Annotated in this window: 12 protein-coding genes; 10 read left to right on the forward strand and 2 right to left on the reverse strand. The window is 47.1% G+C overall.

Annotated features, from left to right (window positions below; all coding sequences use genetic code 11):
* The first annotated feature begins 22 nt into the window (after positions 1-22).
* From Q7P68_RS00890 to Q7P68_RS00900, 3 genes are all read left to right on the forward strand, one after another.
* Complete coding sequence (locus Q7P68_RS00890) at positions 23-427, forward strand: cytidine deaminase (protein ID WP_304221627.1); 405 nt, start codon at positions 23-25, stop codon at positions 425-427.
* Positions 428-516: 89 nt separating this feature from the next.
* The gene (locus Q7P68_RS00895) at positions 517-1,170 is read left to right on the forward strand and encodes a PTS sugar transporter subunit IIA (RefSeq protein WP_304221629.1); all 654 of its coding nucleotides are present in this window, start codon (positions 517-519) and stop codon (positions 1,168-1,170) included.
* Between the two features lie 123 nt (positions 1,171-1,293).
* Positions 1,294-2,463 carry a thymidine kinase gene (locus Q7P68_RS00900; protein ID WP_304221632.1) on the forward strand — a complete coding sequence of 390 codons (1,170 nt, stop codon included), beginning with the start codon at positions 1,294-1,296 and terminating at the stop codon, positions 2,461-2,463.
* On the opposite strand, the gene Q7P68_RS00905 is transcribed toward Q7P68_RS00900, so the two are convergent.
* Positions 2,455-3,648 (reverse strand): hypothetical protein, encoded by a 1,194-nt coding sequence (locus Q7P68_RS00905; RefSeq protein ID WP_304221634.1) that lies wholly within the window; start codon positions 3,646-3,648, stop codon positions 2,455-2,457. The genes Q7P68_RS00900 and Q7P68_RS00905 overlap by 9 nt on opposite strands.
* 21 nt (positions 3,649-3,669) lie before the next feature.
* On the opposite strand from Q7P68_RS00905, the gene Q7P68_RS00910 reads away from it, so the two are divergent.
* The 4 genes from Q7P68_RS00910 to Q7P68_RS00925 all read left to right on the forward strand — a co-directional run bounded on the left by Q7P68_RS00910 (position 3,670) and on the right by Q7P68_RS00925 (position 7,201).
* Positions 3,670-4,323 carry an RluA family pseudouridine synthase gene (locus tag Q7P68_RS00910; RefSeq protein ID WP_304221636.1) on the forward strand — a complete coding sequence of 218 codons (654 nt, stop codon included), beginning with the start codon at positions 3,670-3,672 and terminating at the stop codon, positions 4,321-4,323.
* A gap of 61 nt (positions 4,324-4,384) precedes the next feature.
* Positions 4,385-4,885 carry a hypothetical protein gene (locus Q7P68_RS00915; RefSeq protein ID WP_304221638.1) on the forward strand — a complete coding sequence of 167 codons (501 nt, stop codon included), beginning with the start codon at positions 4,385-4,387 and terminating at the stop codon, positions 4,883-4,885.
* A 34-nt stretch (positions 4,886-4,919) separates the two neighbouring features.
* The gene (locus tag Q7P68_RS00920) at positions 4,920-5,594 is read left to right on the forward strand and encodes a DUF4912 domain-containing protein (RefSeq protein WP_304221640.1); all 675 of its coding nucleotides are present in this window, start codon (positions 4,920-4,922) and stop codon (positions 5,592-5,594) included.
* Positions 5,595-5,605: 11 nt separating this feature from the next.
* The gene (locus tag Q7P68_RS00925; protein ID WP_304221643.1) at positions 5,606-7,201 is read left to right on the forward strand and encodes a glycoside hydrolase family 57 protein; all 1,596 of its coding nucleotides are present in this window, start codon (positions 5,606-5,608) and stop codon (positions 7,199-7,201) included.
* A gap of 9 nt (positions 7,202-7,210) precedes the next feature.
* Here Q7P68_RS00925 and Q7P68_RS00930 read toward each other — a convergent pair whose 3' ends face one another.
* A complete protein-coding gene (locus tag Q7P68_RS00930) occupies positions 7,211-8,482 on the reverse strand; it encodes a UPF0164 family protein (RefSeq protein ID WP_304221645.1) in 1,272 nt (423 codons plus the stop codon).
* 98 nt (positions 8,483-8,580) lie between these two features.
* Here Q7P68_RS00930 and Q7P68_RS00935 point away from each other — a divergent pair, with 98 nt between their 5' ends.
* The 3 genes from Q7P68_RS00935 to Q7P68_RS00945 are packed head-to-tail and all read left to right on the forward strand — an operon-like array spanning position 8,581 to position 16,527.
* Positions 8,581-11,649 carry a tetratricopeptide repeat protein gene (locus Q7P68_RS00935; RefSeq protein ID WP_304221647.1) on the forward strand — a complete coding sequence of 1,023 codons (3,069 nt, stop codon included), beginning with the start codon at positions 8,581-8,583 and terminating at the stop codon, positions 11,647-11,649.
* Complete coding sequence (locus Q7P68_RS00940) at positions 11,646-16,208, forward strand: SpoIIE family protein phosphatase (protein ID WP_304221649.1); 4,563 nt, start codon at positions 11,646-11,648, stop codon at positions 16,206-16,208. Before Q7P68_RS00935 ends, Q7P68_RS00940 begins: the two co-directional genes overlap by 4 nt.
* A gap of 10 nt (positions 16,209-16,218) precedes the next feature.
* A complete protein-coding gene (locus Q7P68_RS00945; protein WP_304221651.1) occupies positions 16,219-16,527 on the forward strand; it encodes a hypothetical protein in 309 nt (102 codons plus the stop codon).
* The last annotated feature ends 374 nt before the right edge of the window (positions 16,528-16,901 follow it).

The raw sequence follows: 16,901 nt of genomic DNA on the forward strand, positions 1-16,901 counted from the left end.
TCAACGATTGGAGCGTTTGTGTATGGATATGGAACAATTATATGAAAAGGCTAAGAAAGCCGCTGAAGCATCCTACTCCCCCTATTCCCATTTCAGGGTAGGGGCAGCCTTGCTTTGTGATGACGGTACCGTCTTTACGGGTACCAATGTGGAAAACCGCTCATTTGGCTTAACTATTTGTGCCGAACGCAGTGCGGTTGTCGCTGCGGTAAGCGCTGGTAAACGTCGTTTTGTCGCCCTGGCGATTGCTACCCCAGATTCTGTTGACCCCGTTGGGCCCTGTGGGGCTTGCAGACAGGTCTTAAGTGAGTTTATGGATAAAGATTCACCTGTCCGCTGCGGCGGTTCAAGCCCTGTACGGCTCGATACAACCATAGGAGTATTGGTCCCCTTTGATTCACTCCACGAACTGGCAGAAAAACTATAGTCTAGAAAGTTATACTTTTACTTGACATATTCTGCGGTGTATTGCAATATAGTAGTACTTATACGGTCTCTCATAGATAAGGAGTGAATATGATTGATGATGATATATTAACAATAGAAGAAGTTGCAAAATACCTACGAGTTTCCGAACGGACCGTGTATGATTGGGCTCAAAAAGGTGAAATACCCGCGGGTAAGATTGGTACTGTCTGGCGCTTTAAGAAGTCTGAAATTGAAAAATGGGTAAACGACAGGCTATCGATGAATCGGATGTCCCCCCAATTTTCTTCAGTTCAGGTGGAAAACATTATTTCTCCGGACCGTATTATTTTCCTTAATTTTTCTACCAAGCGGGATGCCCTGCTTGCCCTGGCAGATAATCTGGCCAATGCTCCCCAGGTAAAAAACCGCCAGGAGCTTGCTTCGGAGATCTTAAAACGGGAAGAATTGATGAGCACCGCCATTGGTCGTGGTATCGCCATTCCCCATGTGCGGCTTTCTTCTGTTACTGATCTTGTGGTATCGGTTGGTATAAGCCAGTGCGATATTATTGATTTCCAGACCCTGGACGACCAGCCGGTCAGGCTTCTCTTTATGATCGCCGCCGCATATAACCAGCATGCCTATTACCTCCAGACCCTTTCTTACTTTAGCGCTAAGCTTAAGAACAAGGACCTCAGGAGCGCATTGCTGGCGGTTAAAAATCCGCAAGAAGCTTATCATCTTTTAATTCAGGAACATTAAAGGCTGCGGTTTCTAATGGTTAGTCGGTAACCATTAGAAACCGCACGTCACTGCTTGCAACCACAGTATCAATAAAAGAGTGGCAGCTTTTTCTGAAGGCTGATATACTTTCCGAATAATATCATGTCTACCAATACAGAACGAGAAACGGCGGGATTTCTGAAGAGTCTTGGTTTTCCTGCCCTGGAAGTCCATGAAGCGCTGCAGCATTTTGATTTCCGTGCTGCGGGGCGGCGCATCCTGGTTATAGGTCCCATGGGATCGGGCAAGACCGAATATTCCGCCCGGCTCTGGCGGGATGGCGAAGTTGCACGGAAGAAAGGTGCCAAGGTCGCAGCGGAGACCACTAATTGGGACGCTCAGAAAAGTCTTTTTAGCGGAGAATCTGGTCAGGGTAATGCGGATCGGAGAAATATCTTCTTTGTCCGATCAAGGCTCGATGCGGGCCGGTTTCCCGATTATCCGCAGGATGCCTTGGCGTATCGGGGTGGCTTTGAACGCTGTGGGGACCGAATCGCCTTTGTACAGGATTCATTTGATTTGGAGAACCGTATAAAGTCCCACCCAGAAATAGGCACCTGGATAGTGGACGAGGCTGCTTTTTACGATGAGCGAATAGCTTACCTGATGAAAAACGAGTCGGAACAACGGGGGCTTGTCTTTGTTTGTCCGACCCTTATTCTTAATTTTAGGCGGGAAATATTTAATGCTACAGCCCGTCTTTTGGTAGAAAACGCTACCGATGTATACCCCCTTACGGCTTATTGTGAACATCAGGACTGTATAGAGGATTCATTTTATACCTACCGGTACTACAAGGTAAACGGAAAAGAGTGTCCAGCCCTGTATTTTGATCCCCTAATCATTGTAGGGGGGGATCGCGAAAAGGATGATCCCCGGGAACCGAATTACTGTACCCGATGTGACAAGCACCATTTCTTGCCAGGAAAGGAATACACCTATTTTATTTTGAAGCCCCTCGGAGAAGCTGCTGCGCGGGGCGACCTATCGCCGGTTGAACGGGAACTATATGCCATGAACTATGATATGGAGCGATCCGAACTCTACAAAAATTTTGTTCAGCGGTATATTCATCAGGAAGATGCGCGGATTGAACATATGAATGCCCTGGAAGTTCCCTGTATTGCCGAACGGGCGCTCTGCTATCTCTATGCGGAACAGAATCTTCTCTCTACGGATCAACTTGTCCTGCTCGTGAACAGGCTGAACTTGGATAAAGAATATTTATCTCAACGGCTACGGGATAACCGCCGGCCCATTCAGTTAAAATAAAACGGGTATCCATTTTGCCGGATCAGCTACCGAAGCACCGATAAGGCCCAAGGGTACCTGGGCCGTTGTTTCAGCCACCAGCCACTTTTGTTCGGTGTCTCCAGTTCCGGTTGTAAAACGGGCTCCGCCGCCTTCTAACAGTGCAAGGCCCATAGCATGGCTGTAATCCCGGGAAACCATAATGGCGCTTTTAATATTGTTATGCTGCAGAATAATGGCCCAAAGCAGCGCTCGGCTGTCGCAGTCTCCCCTGCCTTCAGTTGCGGCGGTTACAAGGTCAACAAAGTCCGTACCCATGAGATCCCGTTCGTAGCGAAATTGTTGTACCCATGCGAGGGCTTGTTCTGCAAAATACCGGTTCTTTTTTGCCCTATCCATGCTTTGTCCATCAATCTGTTGACTAATATTTCGTTCTATTGTAAAAGCGACATCGGCTAGTCTTTCATAGGAATCCCGGAAGATCATCCGGTAGAACCTAATCCATGCATCTTTCCAGAGACTGTCATTCTGGTATGCACTGAGTACGGCGAATTCACGATCCACCGTTGTTTTACAGGCCAGGGCGGCATTTGGATCAAGCATGGCTTTTGCAGGAAGTATGGCTATCTTTGTGTCTTTTTTTTCTCCTTCCGGAAATGCATAGATCGATATTGGACCAGGTGCAAGGCTGTCCTCCGCTCCTGGAATAATAGAGTCCAGGGCTGAAAGATGAAAGTTTAAAAGTTCCTGTATCGCCTTATCTCCATACGCAAGGGCTGCCATGAATGGTTTTTTCGTTCCGTTGCGGGAGTCCAATTCAATACAAAGTCCCCAGCCTGATTGTTGTTTCCCGTTTAAAACAAAGGATAGCTCCATGAGGAGTGCCTTTCGGCTGCGGTACACAAATGGTTCCTGTTCACCCTGGGATGAAAGACGTTTCTGTATATCTAAAGCGAGGTCCTCCACCGAATCAAAGGTTCCCCCATCATAGATACGGATATCCAAATTGGCGGGAGCACGGGGTTCAAAGCTAAAGGAAAAGCGGTTTTTGCCATCTCCTCCTTTATAGCTGTATCCTTCAGGCGGTGAAATGCTAAAGCCCCATGTAGGTGAATAAAGTGTTTCGGCGAACAACAATGGAGCTGCTAAAAGAAACAATACCCAGCAGCTTCTGATGATTCGCCGCACACTGGACGAGTCTTTCATACTATTACTATACTCCCTCTCATGAAGAATATCGACATTCTCTACGAAGATGCTGACTGTGTGGTACTGAATAAACCTGCTGGGCTTGCGGTTCAAGGTGGAGACCGAATTACTACCTCTCTAGATGACCTTTTGGCTCAAGAATGGCAGCAGCGGCCTTTTCTGGTACACCGTCTGGACAAGGACACATCGGGTCTCATATTGGTGGCTAAAACAAAAGATGCAGCCCGCTATTACAGTTCGGTAATTGGGGGAAAAAAAGCAGAAAAGATATATGTAGCACTCTGTAATAAGCGTATTGAACCGCTCAAAGGGGAAATCGATGATCCCCTTGAGATTCGCGGTACGGAGAAACGGGCTCTTACCTTTTATAAAACATTGGCTTATTCAGAACATTTCTCCTTATTGGAATTAAGACTCGGAAGCGGAAGAATGCATCAGATACGACGTCATCTTGCCCTTGTCGGAAACCCTATTCTAGGAGACGATAAATACGGTGATTTTGCTCTGAACCGGTTTTTAAAAAAAGAGCGGGCTGTGAAAAAACTCATGCTCCATGCATGGAAGCTTCATTTTCCGTCCAGAATTGCTCAAAAGACTATTACTGTATCGGCTCCTCTGCCTGAATATTTTCACGCCTTTGTTCACGAAGAATTCGGCGACATTATAATGTAAAATTCTTCTTACCCTTGTAATTCCGTACAAGCTCTTTTAGTGTTTAATACGGAGGCATAGTATGTCACAGGTTCCGCGGGATTTTATTGATCTCTTTAGATGTCTTAACCATCATGGGGTAGAGTACCTTATCGTCGGCAACTATGCACTGGCCTATCACGGTATACCGCTCAGTATGGACGACCTCGATCTTTTTATTTCGCCGGAGGTCGACAATGTGCAAAACCTTCTCCTTGCCCTGGAAGAGTTTGGGTTTGGTGCGCTTGGACTTACCGTCCAAGATTTTATAGATCCCAATGCTTGTGTCAGACTTGGTTATCCGCCAGAAGAATTAGACATAATATCATCAATATCTGGAGTGTCCTGGGAAGAGGCTTGGGAAAAACGGCGGAACGGTACATTCTGGGGAGAATCGGTGAACGTGATTGCAAAAGACTTGCTTATAAAAAACAAACGAGCCAGGGGCCGGCTCCAGGATCTCAAGGATGCAACGAGTTTGGAACAATTAGATCTGGACAGCTTTATACAAAGCTCTCCCTTTTCCGAACCCTTAATTCCTTGATTTATAGTGCTTGACACTGGCCTTGCTTTTTCCCATGATAGGACAAGTTATGGGAGAAACACAGCTTAAGAAAAGCTACCTTGAATCGCTTTCTACCGATGATCTTGCAGCCTTGGCAGAAGATCTCGGTCTGGACCTTCCGCATGATCTAAACAGAATTTTTGTTATACAGGAAATTCTCGAAGCCAGTCAGCAGGAAGTTGAAGCTGAAGACGATATTGAGGATGTTGCTTCGGTTAAAGTAGAAAAAACACCCTATTTTTACAATAAAACCTATGTAGAAGTGCTGCTTCGAGACCCCGTCTGGGCCTTTGTCTTTTGGGAAATAAAAACCCAGGACCGTCAAATCTATGAAGAAAGTCCCGGTTTTAACGGATATCAGCTTAGAGTTGTTTCCCTTTATCCCGGGAAAGCATCGGATGATGACTCTTTTTCAATCGATGTGGATGTGATGGATAAGGCCTGGTATATTTGTTTCCCCAGCAGTAAGGGATGGTTCAAGGTAGAGCTGAGATTGAAAAAGGCTAAGGAAACCGTGTTGCTTGCCGAGTCTCCTCCTTTTAAGATCCCTGAAAATATTAATGCGTTGCTTCAAACAGTGGACACCCATCCATTAGCGCCTATATTGCTGCTTTCCGGACTTGATCAGCTGGAAATTACCCATAGCAGCGATTTTCAGTCCCATATTCACCAGCATTGTGATTTTTGAGGTACTTCTTGATGAACGATAGGTATTATATCTCCCTTGTGCTCAATGCACATATTCCTTTTGTACGTCAGCCTGATTATCCCCGTTTTTTTGAAGAGCGTTGGCTTTTTGATGCAATCCTTGAGACCTATCTGCCTCTTATTACCATGTTTGAGCGGCTCGATGCAGAACGGATTCCCTTCCATTTAGGGCTTGTTATATCACCGACCTTAAGCCACATGCTGCAAGACCCGCTTTTGATAGAACGCTTCCTGGATTATTTAGATCAGCGTATTGTTTTTGGGCTTTCAGAGGTAGATAGGACAAGGTCAAATAGGGATCTTAACCGGCTTGCTCGCATGTATTATGACCGTGCGGTAGAAGCCAAGGCACTTTTTACCGGCCGTTATGAATATGACTTGCTTAAGACTCTGGATTTTTATCAAAAAAAAGGAAAAATAGAACTTCTTACCACTGCAGCTACCTATGCGTTTCTTCCCTTCTACACATCCTATCCAGAGGATATTCAAGCCCAGTTAGAAGTGGCAATTTCATCTCATCGGTCTCTTTTTGGCCGATTGCCCCAGGGGTTCTGGCTGCCTGAAGCGGGGTGGCATCCTGCTTTGGATGAATATCTGCGGTCCTATAATTTTACGTATACCATGGTCGATACTCATGGTATACTGCTTGGCACTCCAACTCCCCAGAAAGGCACCTTTTCGCCAGTGCGATCTCCGAGTGGGCTTGTTATATATGGACGGGATCTGCATGCGAGCCGGACGATTTTACATCCCGATACAGGTTACCCTGCAGATTCTGTATACCGGGATTTTTATCGAGATGTGGGCTATGAACTTGACCAGGATTTAATCGGAGCCTTCCTTGAACCAACAGGAGAGCGTACACCCACGGGGTATAAGTATTGGTCCATTACACACCGGAACCAGCATAAGGACCTGTATAATCCTGATCTTGCATCCGAACGTGCCAGATCTCACGCTAAAGCATTCCTTGCCGATCGGCTCAAGTCTTTGGAAGAAGCGGAAAAAATTACCGGAGAAAAGGGCATATCAATCTGTGCATTTAATGCGGACCTTTTTGGACACCGCTGGTTTGAAGGCCCCCAATTCCTTGAGGCCCTTTTCAGGGAAGCGGCGGCAGCGGAACACATTTCCATGGTTAATCCTGGCACCTACGCCAGTAAGCTTGAAAAGGAAGCGCTCCAAAAGGTCATGCCCGAGTTTTCTTCCTGGGGTCTGAATGGCTACGCAGAAACATGGCTCGACTCCTCAAATGACTGGATGTACCCCCATATTCTGAGAGCCATAGAACGGATGATCGAACTGGCAGAGCGCTTTCCCAACGACGGTGGACTTAAGGAACGGACCCTAAACCAGGCTGCCCGAGAAGTTATGCTTGCACAGGCTGCAGACTGGGCATCTATCCAGCATGTCGGATTCTCCAGCAGTTTCGCACGGTCAATTGTAGAAGAATGTATCCAAAATTTCACAACCATCTACGATTCTTTGGGTAGCAATTATATCAGTACCGAATGGCTTACTCAGCTTGAGCGGAAACATAATATCTTCCCTGATATCAACTACAGGGTATTCAGAAAGAAGCGGTAAAAGCTTTATTTATTCGATTTTTTGGATTTCCTGTATGCGTTTGGAAAGGGCTTCTGTCCCTAGAATGGCTCTTAACCCTTCTTTTGCAGGGTCATAGCGGGGGTCTATTTTAAGGGCCGCTTCCCAGTTTTTAATCGCCGCCTCGGTTTCGCCCCGCGCATAGGCTTCCAATCCGGCAAGATAATAGGCTTCTACCTGTTTTGCCCGTTCGCCCCGGCCCTGATCTCCAAAATTAAATTTTGCTCCCACGCTCACCCTGTTAAGGGGCTGCAGCTGGGTTAAGAGATCTAATGTATAGTTAATATCTACCGCAATGGTATCAACTAGGACCGCGCTTCCTAAGGTGATGCGGATATTCCCCGATTTGAATAAGAGTCCAGTTCTCATGGCCAGGAATTCGGTTATCTGCGCGGATAAGCCAGTTGCCCAATAGGGTTTTTCCGATAGAGCCGGATCAGAGAGATTTATGGGAATTGTACCGTCAAAGGACCACTGGATCGGCCGGATTGGTTTGTAGGCCAATGCAAATACCGCTTCCGTTGGCAGGGGATCTCCCTGGACAGGAAAGCCAATATTTTTTATCACCAGGGCCACCGAACTATTTCGTTCCCTGCTGTAATACCATTTCATAAAATTGAAACGACTCAATGCCCCAATATCTATCATAGGCGCCAGGGCCGACTGGCTCGCCCCTGAACCGGTGCGAATGGCTCCCTGATCGTCAGAATAGTCCGGAACGAGTCTCAGTGCAGCTTTGAGATTTGCTCCTAGGGATAGACCGCTAAAATAATAGCCGGAAAAAAAATTATAGGATCCATTAACTATGGCAACCGCTTCCGAATAGAAACCCTTGGATGCCCTGTCGCCGAAATCGTTGTATTCAGTAAAGGGCACATACAGCCATTTTCCGCCGGCGCTGAAGCCAAAATTCCCAAAACGCTGGGTATAGACAAGCCCTTCAATTTTAGTGTCCGCAATCCAGTTGTTGTGATAAAAGGACAGCTCCGTATTGGCCATCATAGAAGACCCTGCGGGATTCCATTCAATAAAAGATGCATCATCAGCCACGGCTGCGAAGGCGGTGGCAAGCCCTTCAGAACGGCCCCCCATAGGAATCGAAAGCACCGGCAGGGCGGTCAATCCCTGATTCGAATCAATTCCATTAATGGCAAGTATATAATCGGTAACGGACCCATAAAACGAGTTGTTTATATCAAGGGCATACAGCGGAAAGGTGAGAAAGAAATAAGCTGCTAATAAAATATGGAAGGTTCGCTTCATCGGTACTCACTGTAAATATATATCAGTTTGATATATATTTCTACTGTATAGGATAAAAGTAATAGCTCCGATAAGGTAGTAATGGGTAAACCTTGTACATGAAGCGGTTCTTAAAATTGAGATTCTCTCCCATTCTCCTTGTGGCGGCCATAATTTTAATGATGGTATATGGTCAGGGGAAGGTCTATGCCGGGGGGCAGAAGGAAGATCCCCTGGCAACCGCAGATACCCTTATCGCAGAACGGAAATACAATGAAGCCATACTGCTTTTAACCCAATTTATTAAAAAGAATCCCGATCGGTTTGATGATGCCCAGCGAAGATTGCAAAGAATTGTAAAATTGAGGGAAGAATATAATGCGATTGCGGGGGATCTGCTCAATGTGCTGGTAACGGATCCAACAAACGATGAGCGGAAACTGGCCATGATCCGCCAATTGGAAAGCCTCGAAGCAGCGCCAAACCGGGCAGCCCGGGAATTTATTCTTAAAACAAAGGAAACAGCCCTGTTTACCTATAACCGTGCCCAATTCGAAAAAATTATGGCTGAAGGCAGGTCGCTCATAGACAAAGGGGACTATGTCGGTGCTGCCCGGCGTTATGCGGATGGTTTTTCATTGTATCAGGAAGAATTTTTTCAGGCTGGTTACGGTGAGATTATCGAAAATAATGTAAAACAGGGGCTAAAGACTATTCAGCAGAACCTTGGTACCTTTGGTACACTCCTGCCGGAATTGCAAAAACGAATAGATACATTCATCAATCTGACAAATGCATTCGATTATAACAGTGATTTTGCACCCATCCTTGCAGCCTATGCTGAACTGGAACCGCTGCTGCTCCAATTCGCATCCATGCGCAATACCGCATCATCTGTCGGTCTTGGGTTCCAAGGTCAATTCCTCTTGCTGCAAAGCGCCGATGCAAATTTGGGAGATAGTTCATTTTTGCCCTTTGCATTCCGTTTTATTCTCGGCCGAAAAACTGAAATTCAGCCGGAAGGTATTGTGGGAGCTATGGATACCTTCTGGGTAAAGGGTGTCAATGCTTTGGAAACTGCGACGGTTCAAAAATTGGACACCATGTATACTGGATTTGAAAAAGTCTACCAAGCTAATCCTGTATCATTGCAAAGCCCTATGATAGAACAGCTGCGGCAATACAGCGATTTTGCCTTACGGCTCCTTTCTGTCTGGTCTTCTGTGGCCGTTAAGGAATTTCAGGACCAGGTGTCCGTCTATGGTAAAAGCATTGCAAAAAACAAAGTCCCTGTCTATCTTGCTGTTCAGGGCCTTTTGGAAAATACCGGGATCATGACATCTTATTACAAGGCCCTTAAGGACTTACTGGATTTATCAGGACAGCAGAATTCAGTGTTTGATACTTGGCAGGCTGGACGCGCTTCGGATGACAATACCATCGCTGGTCTTGCAAATCTGAGATTAGCCATTTTAGACCTTAAAAATTATGTAACAGCCAGCGAAACCGTTGCTGCATCAAGGTTAAAAACCTATGAAAATTATGCGAACAACGCACTCTCAATAGAAACTGCGGTAGAACGCATCCAAAAATCAATAGAACATCTAGCGTATCTGACACAATTGATAAATAAGCAGGAGCTTACTCTTGCGTCTCAGCGATTTATTATTGAAAATACAGGAATTAACAATCGGCTTGCTGCCCGGGATGGGGCGTTCCAGAAAGCCTTTAGGCTTCTGCAGGGGGTACAGATAACACAGCAACAGGGCACTTCTTATTTGGCAAAATATCCAAAGGAAAGTCTTCCATTATTCACCGATCTGGATCGGCTTCTTGCCGCTGATATTCAAAAGGTCCGGACTGTTCTTTCAGCCTACAATACGGAGCCAGTACCGATACGGCAAGCGGAAGTAATTCAAGAACTCCAGCAGGAAACCGTTTTATTGTTAACAGCCCTCGAGGCCCTCCAGGGAAAAACAAAAACCAATATCGCCACGGCCCAGCAGCAAGTTGCGTTGGCCGAGACGTTAAGGCTGGAAGGAGACCGGCGTTTCCTGGAAGCCCAAGCGGCATTAAGGAATCTTAATTTTGATCTTGCTCGGCAGCGCCTGCAGCAGTCGGGGGAACGGTATGATGCGTCCCTGGCTGTCCAAGAAGCAGCGGATCTGCGAACCCTGCGGGATCAGCGGCTTCTTTCCCTTGCTGCGGAAATTTCCAAGACAGAAAATGAGACGGTGGTCCGGGATGTTCGCCGGCTTATTACGGAGGCGAAAAGGAGCTATTTTAATGGAGATTTTACCAAGGCTGAGGAAACACTGTTACAGGCCCAGAACCGCTGGAAGACCACCAATGTGGAAGATGAACCGGAAGTGGCCTATTGGCTTACCCTTGCCCGCAGTGCTCTTTCCATAAAGACCGGCCGGACCATTCCGGTAACCGCTCCGTTGTATCCAGAAATGAGCCAGCTTCTCAGCGCTGCCCAAAAAGCTTTTGAGACCGGCAAGGCGCTCCTGGCTGCAAAAAAAAGAACCGAAGCTCTTGAACAGTTTGCCCTAGCCCGCACAAAGATCCAGGAAGTGCGCATCCTCTTTCCCCTTAATCAGGACGCGGGGCTTTTGGAACTTCAGATTGATCAGCTTATAGACCCTGCTGCTTTTTCTGCCAACTTTAGACAGCGACTGAGCGACGCTCAGGCTAAGCTCGCAGTCCAACCTCAGGAAGGGTATGCGGAACTTCAGGACCTGTACACCATTAATCCTAATTATCCAGGAATCAAGACTATCATCGAAAAAGCCGAAATACAGCTCGGGCTCAGGCTGCCGCCACCGGATCCTAAGGCGATAGCCCGTTCCAATGAACTGACTGCGGCTGCCCGGCGCATTATCGATGCAAATACCCGAAGCCAGTTTCCGGTGGCTCTTGCGCAGCTCAATGAAGCTCTTAAGCTGAACCCCAACAATGAGCAGGCTATTGCACTCAAGGACCGGATACAAACCGATGTGGGCGGCCAGGCAACGGTGGTGCTCTCCAGCGCTGCAGAACGGGAATACCAGAGGGCTGTCCAGGAATTGCAGAACGGCAATACCATTGTGGCCCTTGCAATCGTTGAACAACTGTTGCAGGATCCAAAGAATAGAAACTCCACCAAACTGGTAGAACTGCAAAAAAGGATTCAGTCGAGGCTATGAAAAAACATCCGGGGCCTTATCAACTTTTGCTCGTTGGTCTTTTATTCCTCTTTACTATCCCGTTTACGGATGCCCAGGATGTCTTTTATTGGGAAAATCCCATAATCTTTAGCCCCGGTCCTGCGAAGTTCCCGGTCACTTCGTCTAATGGAAAACTTTCTCTATTGCTTTGGCAGGAATCCACCGCATCCGCTATCAGCCTGTCAATGGCAATTAAAACTGCGGATGGGCCATGGTCCGTGAAGCGTGCGATAGCTGGTCCTTATCCGTATTCAGGTACCGAACCGCCCATTGCTTCAGCCGTGGTGGATGCCAGGGGCCGTATTCTAATTGCCGTCGGGCTTATATCCGGTGAAACGGAAATTTTGTTATCCGAAGATAAGGGGGAAAGTTTTTCATCCTATCGACTCAAAGGAGATATAAATTCTTCTCTCGCGCCCCGTATTGTTGCCCGGGCCGATGGGGGGTACTTGCTTTTTATCACCCGGGGACAGGAACAAAGTCTCTCCCTCTTTTACGCCCGGTCTGACAATGGCCGGGATTGGACTGACTTTACTCCCTTTGTTACCGATCAGCGCCTCAAGCTGACCTTTTTACCCAGCCATACCAGTCTTGGTTCTGTGGATTATGTTGTCTTTCAGGCCCTTACCGGAGAAATTCGGCCTACTTTCCAGCTCTTTATGGTGACCAGTTCCGATGGGGGCCGCACCTGGTCTGCCCCCCGGCAGATTACCAATTTTATTGATCCCTATGTGACAAGCCGACGGGAACCAGAAAATTTCGATAACCAACGGCCTTTTATCCTTGGATCTGGCAACAGTCTCTTTCTTGCATGGGAACGGCGGACTACGAACGGAAATCCCCAGATTTATGGTTTGGAATTAAAACCGGACGGTCAAATTATCGGAGAGGCGGAACAAATAAGCCCACGGGGCGTGTATGCAAATAATCCGGTGGTTCTAAATATCAAGGGCCGCTGGACCCTTTTCTGGTTTGATAACCGACGAGGTCAAAATCGTGTCTATATGGCACAGAAAAGGGGTTTGGACTGGGAAGACACAGACCTTTCAGTTACAAGCGGGGATGCTACCTTTTGCAGGCCCATATACGATGACTCTGGTTTGTATGCCTTCTGGCAGACCCAGAGGGCATCTCAAAACAGACTAGTCCTTCTTGCGCCGGACACAAGCGTTGCAAAACCCATACTGAGACCAAATAATTTTCAGGATGGAGTACGGCTGCGAACCGATCGGATTCAGATCTCCTGGTCTGCGCCAGAAGATTCTTCCGGTATTTTGGGGTATTCCTATATCTGGACTAGGGATCCCCGCGAAATACCTCCTAAAACTGTTAAACTCTATGCGGGTACTACACGACTAGAACAGGTAGCCTCTGAGGATGGTCCCTGGTACTTTTCTCTTCGAGCCCAGGACTTTGCCGGCAACTGGTCCGAGCCCAGCACTGTCTCTTTTGTGAGGGACACCACACCTCCTCCGGCGGCCAGTATTATAAGCCCAGATCTTGATGCTGAGGGGTATCTGTTATCTAACACCTTTACCATTTCTTGGAATGCCCCTCCGGCTTCGGATGTGGCAGGTTATACCTGGAATCTGGAATATTTAGGCCCCCTCGATCTATTCGGCAAGCTTTCCTTAGCGGATTTCGCTGCCCGTCTTAGTGCATCATTCCCTACAGTGACCACTCCTTTGCGATTTATGGGAACCGATACCCAAGCGTCCTTTACAAACCAGGATAACGGAATATGGCGCTTTACCCTTGCGGTAGTAGATAGGGTTGGCAATATAAGTCAGCCAACGGTGTATTATTTCAGGACAAACAAATATATACCCTACACCATAGTCCGTTATGTGGACACAAAAACCGATGAACAGGGAAAGCTTCTCATACGGATTCTGGGCCGGGGATATTTAGAAGGTGGAAAAATTACTGCCCTCTACATCGACCGTGATGGAGTGCCTCCCTATGACCGGGAGTTCCAATTGGAGAAAAGGGATTACCAGATCATTTCAGACCGGGAAATTGGAGGCATCCGCCTTGAGGATCTGGATGCGGGCCAGTACCGCATTATCCTTGTTCATTCAGGTCGGGGTCTCTATAGAACCGGCCCCATTCTCAAGGTTGATGAGATGGGAACCATCAAATTCGGCGATTTTTCCAGAGTATGGCAGCCCTCATGGTCAAAACCAGCTAAGCGGTCTTTCTCGGTGGATGTGGCCATGCTGGGAGTTTTCGCCATTCTCCTATTTGCATTGCTTGGATTCTTTATCGCAATCAGGGGTATTGGCAGTGTGCTTACCGAAACCGCCATGCTCAGGCTCGATGCAGCTGCCCTAATTACAGGAGTGCCTATGACAGCGGAAAAACAAAAAAAGATAACAAGGATTAAGCGTCGAGGTGTTGGCCTTGGTATTAAACTGGCAATATTCACCATTTTCCTTGTTAGTATGGTTGTTCTTATGGTTTCGGTGCCCCTCACCCTCATGATGACCCGCACCCAAGAAGCAACCTTGCTGCAGGGCCTTCGGGATCGGTCAAAGGTATTATTGGAAAGTCTTGCCTCCGGAGCTCGGGCATATTTGCCTGCCCAAAACCTCTTGGAGCTGGGATTCCTTCCAGCCCAGACATCTGCGGTGCCAGAAGCTACCTATGCCACGATTACCGGTTTTGGATCAAAGGCAACCATTTTCTCAGACCATGTCTGGGCAACCAACGATCCAGATATTCAGAAAAAAATAGATACCGCTGAGTTCCAGCCCGGTATTTCCCGATTGCAGGACCCCATAAGTCCAAATATTGCTGCAATCGCAAAAGAACTTGATGACCGTGCCCGATCTGAGGTGGGGGATATATCCAAAACTATCGCTGACTTGACCCGCGAAGCCCTGATCCTGGCCCTGAAAACCGATGCGGAAAGTGTACGCCGGCGGGATGACATTCAGCTTACCACGAGAAACCTGGAAGCCCGGTTAAATGAGAAGTTGACCCAACTGGCATCCAATATTGGTTCCGAACCGGCTTTCCTAACGGACAAACTACCGCCAAGGGAAAATTCTCGCTATATTTTCTACAAACCTGTTCTATATCGCCAAGGATCGGACGATATTTACTTCCGCGGTCTGGTACGGCTCGAAGTTACCATCGATTCAATTTATGCCCAGGTGGATGCGGGCCGACAGGCCTTGATACAGGTGACGGCCCTAATCGCCCTTATAGCTTTGGTGATCGGTGTAATCGGCGCTATTCTCGTGTCGGTTTATATAGTAAGCCCCATCCTAAAGCTCGTGGAACACGTAAAAAAAATAAAGGATACGGAGGACAAATCAACCCTCGAGGGGCATGAAATAACGATAAAGTCCAAAGATGAAATTGCTGTCCTTGGGGAAACTATCAACGATATGACCCATGGACTCGTAAAGGCCGCACTTGCTTCCAAGGATCTTACCATCGGTAAGGAGGTGCAGAAAAAGTTCATCCCCCTGGAAACCGATGCATCGGGAAACAAGCTGACCACCGGCCATCTGGATGCGGCTTATGCAGAGTTTTTTGGATACTACGAAGGGGCTAAAGGCGTATCAGGCGACTATTTTGATTACATCAATTTGGATAACCGCTATTTTGCGGTGATTAAGTGTGACGTGGCAGGAAAGGGGGTTCCCGCAGCCCTCATCATGGTTCAGGTGGCTACCCTTTTCTTAAACAGTTTCCAGCATTGGAAACCCAATTCTGAGGGCCTCAGAATAGAGCGGGTCGTCTATGAAATTAATGAGCTCCTTGAAAAATTAAAGTTTAAGGGCCGATTCGCCGCCTTTACCCTCTGTCTTTTCGATTCCCAGACTGGCCTTGTACGGTTCTGTAACGCAGGTGACAATATTGTTCATTGGTTTGATGCCTCCCAGGGCAGCCTCCAGACCCTCACCTTGCCCCCTTCTCCCGCGGCCGGCGTTCTGGATAATGACCTTATCGATATGAAAGGGGGCTACAAAGTACAAACCCTGCAGCTTGATCCCGGCGATGTGCTGTTCCTTTATACTGACGGTATTGAGGAGGCTAAACGGAGTTTCAGAAACAGTGCCTATGAAGTAATAGCTTGCACGGAAGGTGAGACCGGAACCCCCCATGAAAACCATGTGGCGGGCCAGACCGATGAAGAACTGGGCTATGATCGTGTTTCCGGAATAATCAACGCTGTGTTCAATAGAAACAAATTCATTCTTACCAAATTCCATAATCCCGACCCGGACAAAGACCTTGTCTTTGATTTTACCAACTGTCAGGGTACCATAACTGAAGCCGTCATGGCCCTCGTATCGGTTGAAAAAATATTCCGGCTCTATAAAGACCCGGCAGTTCGCCCCGATGAGCGAGTATTAGTGGATAAAAAGGTTGATGAATTCCTTCAGGCGCATTTTGTACAGTACAGTAGTTATGTGCCGCAAAAAATGGAAAATGCACAGCAAAAAGAGTACATTTACTATATGGGAATTCGTGAGGATGAACAGTACGATGACCTCACGATTCTTGGTATCAAAAGAAAATAGGGAGCCGGTTATGACATTTGGTGAAAAAATGAAAGATTTTTTAGAAAAAGGCTTAGAGACTTCCCGGGATATTATGGCAAAAGCAGGAGCTAAAGCGCAGGATCTGGGAGAAAAAGGGGTATTAAAGCTTGAGATTGCACAGCTTCAAGGACAGGCCCAGAAATTACTTGCCCGTCTTGGAACAGAAGTATATACCGCCTTTTCTGAAAAAAATGCCGAAACTGTTTCTGTATCTGATTCAGAAATAGCTGCCCTGGTAGCACAAATTACAGAGATTAAAAAATCTATTGAAAAACGTGAAAAAGAGCTAAAAAGTTAAAAAAACACTTGCATTAAATTAAAAGTGGTGCTATCATCTTTTTCACGCTCCACGAACTTCTGTGGTGCATGCGTCTGGTCTGTTGCGTTGCCATACATTTCTGTTGGTAATTTTCAACTGCAGAGCGTAAACTTCTATATGTTTTCTTCACTTCGGTTGCGGAGTGTTGGAAGCTTGGTTTTTATTGCGATTTGATCTAGCTTAGTATCCGCCTTAAAAAAGCGGCGTGTAGAAAAAAAGAAAAAAAAGCAGAAAGCTGCTTGACAAAGAAAAGCGAGATATGATAGATTCGCGCCTGTCGCCGCGAGGCAGACAGGGAGCTGGCATGAAAGTTGCTAGCGAATAGTGGTGCGGAGCTGCAACGGATGGTTGTA

The organism is Gracilinema caldarium, from assembly GCF_029265695.1.
Taxonomy (GTDB): domain Bacteria; phylum Spirochaetota; class Spirochaetia; order Treponematales; family Breznakiellaceae; genus Gracilinema; species Gracilinema caldarium_A.

Excerpts from the sequence above, each read along its gene's own strand:
- Q7P68_RS00895 (WP_304221629.1), top strand. The coding sequence starts at position 517 with ATGATTGATGATGATATATTAACAATAGAAGAAGTTGCAAAATACCTA.
- Q7P68_RS00920 (WP_304221640.1), top strand. The coding sequence starts at position 4,920 with ATGATAGGACAAGTTATGGGAGAAACACAGCTTAAGAAAAGCTACCTT.
- Q7P68_RS00940 (WP_304221649.1), top strand. The coding sequence starts at position 11,646 with ATGAAAAAACATCCGGGGCCTTATCAACTTTTGCTCGTTGGTCTTTTA.
- Q7P68_RS00915 (WP_304221638.1), top strand. The coding sequence starts at position 4,385 with ATGTCACAGGTTCCGCGGGATTTTATTGATCTCTTTAGATGTCTTAAC.
- Q7P68_RS00945 (WP_304221651.1), top strand. The coding sequence starts at position 16,219 with ATGACATTTGGTGAAAAAATGAAAGATTTTTTAGAAAAAGGCTTAGAG.
- Q7P68_RS00910 (WP_304221636.1), top strand. The coding sequence starts at position 3,670 with ATGAAGAATATCGACATTCTCTACGAAGATGCTGACTGTGTGGTACTG.
- Q7P68_RS00925 (WP_304221643.1), top strand. The coding sequence starts at position 5,606 with ATGAACGATAGGTATTATATCTCCCTTGTGCTCAATGCACATATTCCT.
- Q7P68_RS00890 (WP_304221627.1), top strand. The coding sequence starts at position 23 with ATGGATATGGAACAATTATATGAAAAGGCTAAGAAAGCCGCTGAAGCA.
- Q7P68_RS00930 (WP_304221645.1), bottom strand. The coding sequence starts at position 8,482 with ATGAAGCGAACCTTCCATATTTTATTAGCAGCTTATTTCTTTCTCACC.
- Q7P68_RS00935 (WP_304221647.1), top strand. The coding sequence starts at position 8,581 with ATGAAGCGGTTCTTAAAATTGAGATTCTCTCCCATTCTCCTTGTGGCG.
- Q7P68_RS00905 (WP_304221634.1), bottom strand. The coding sequence starts at position 3,648 with ATGAAAGACTCGTCCAGTGTGCGGCGAATCATCAGAAGCTGCTGGGTA.
- Q7P68_RS00900 (WP_304221632.1), top strand. The coding sequence starts at position 1,294 with ATGTCTACCAATACAGAACGAGAAACGGCGGGATTTCTGAAGAGTCTT.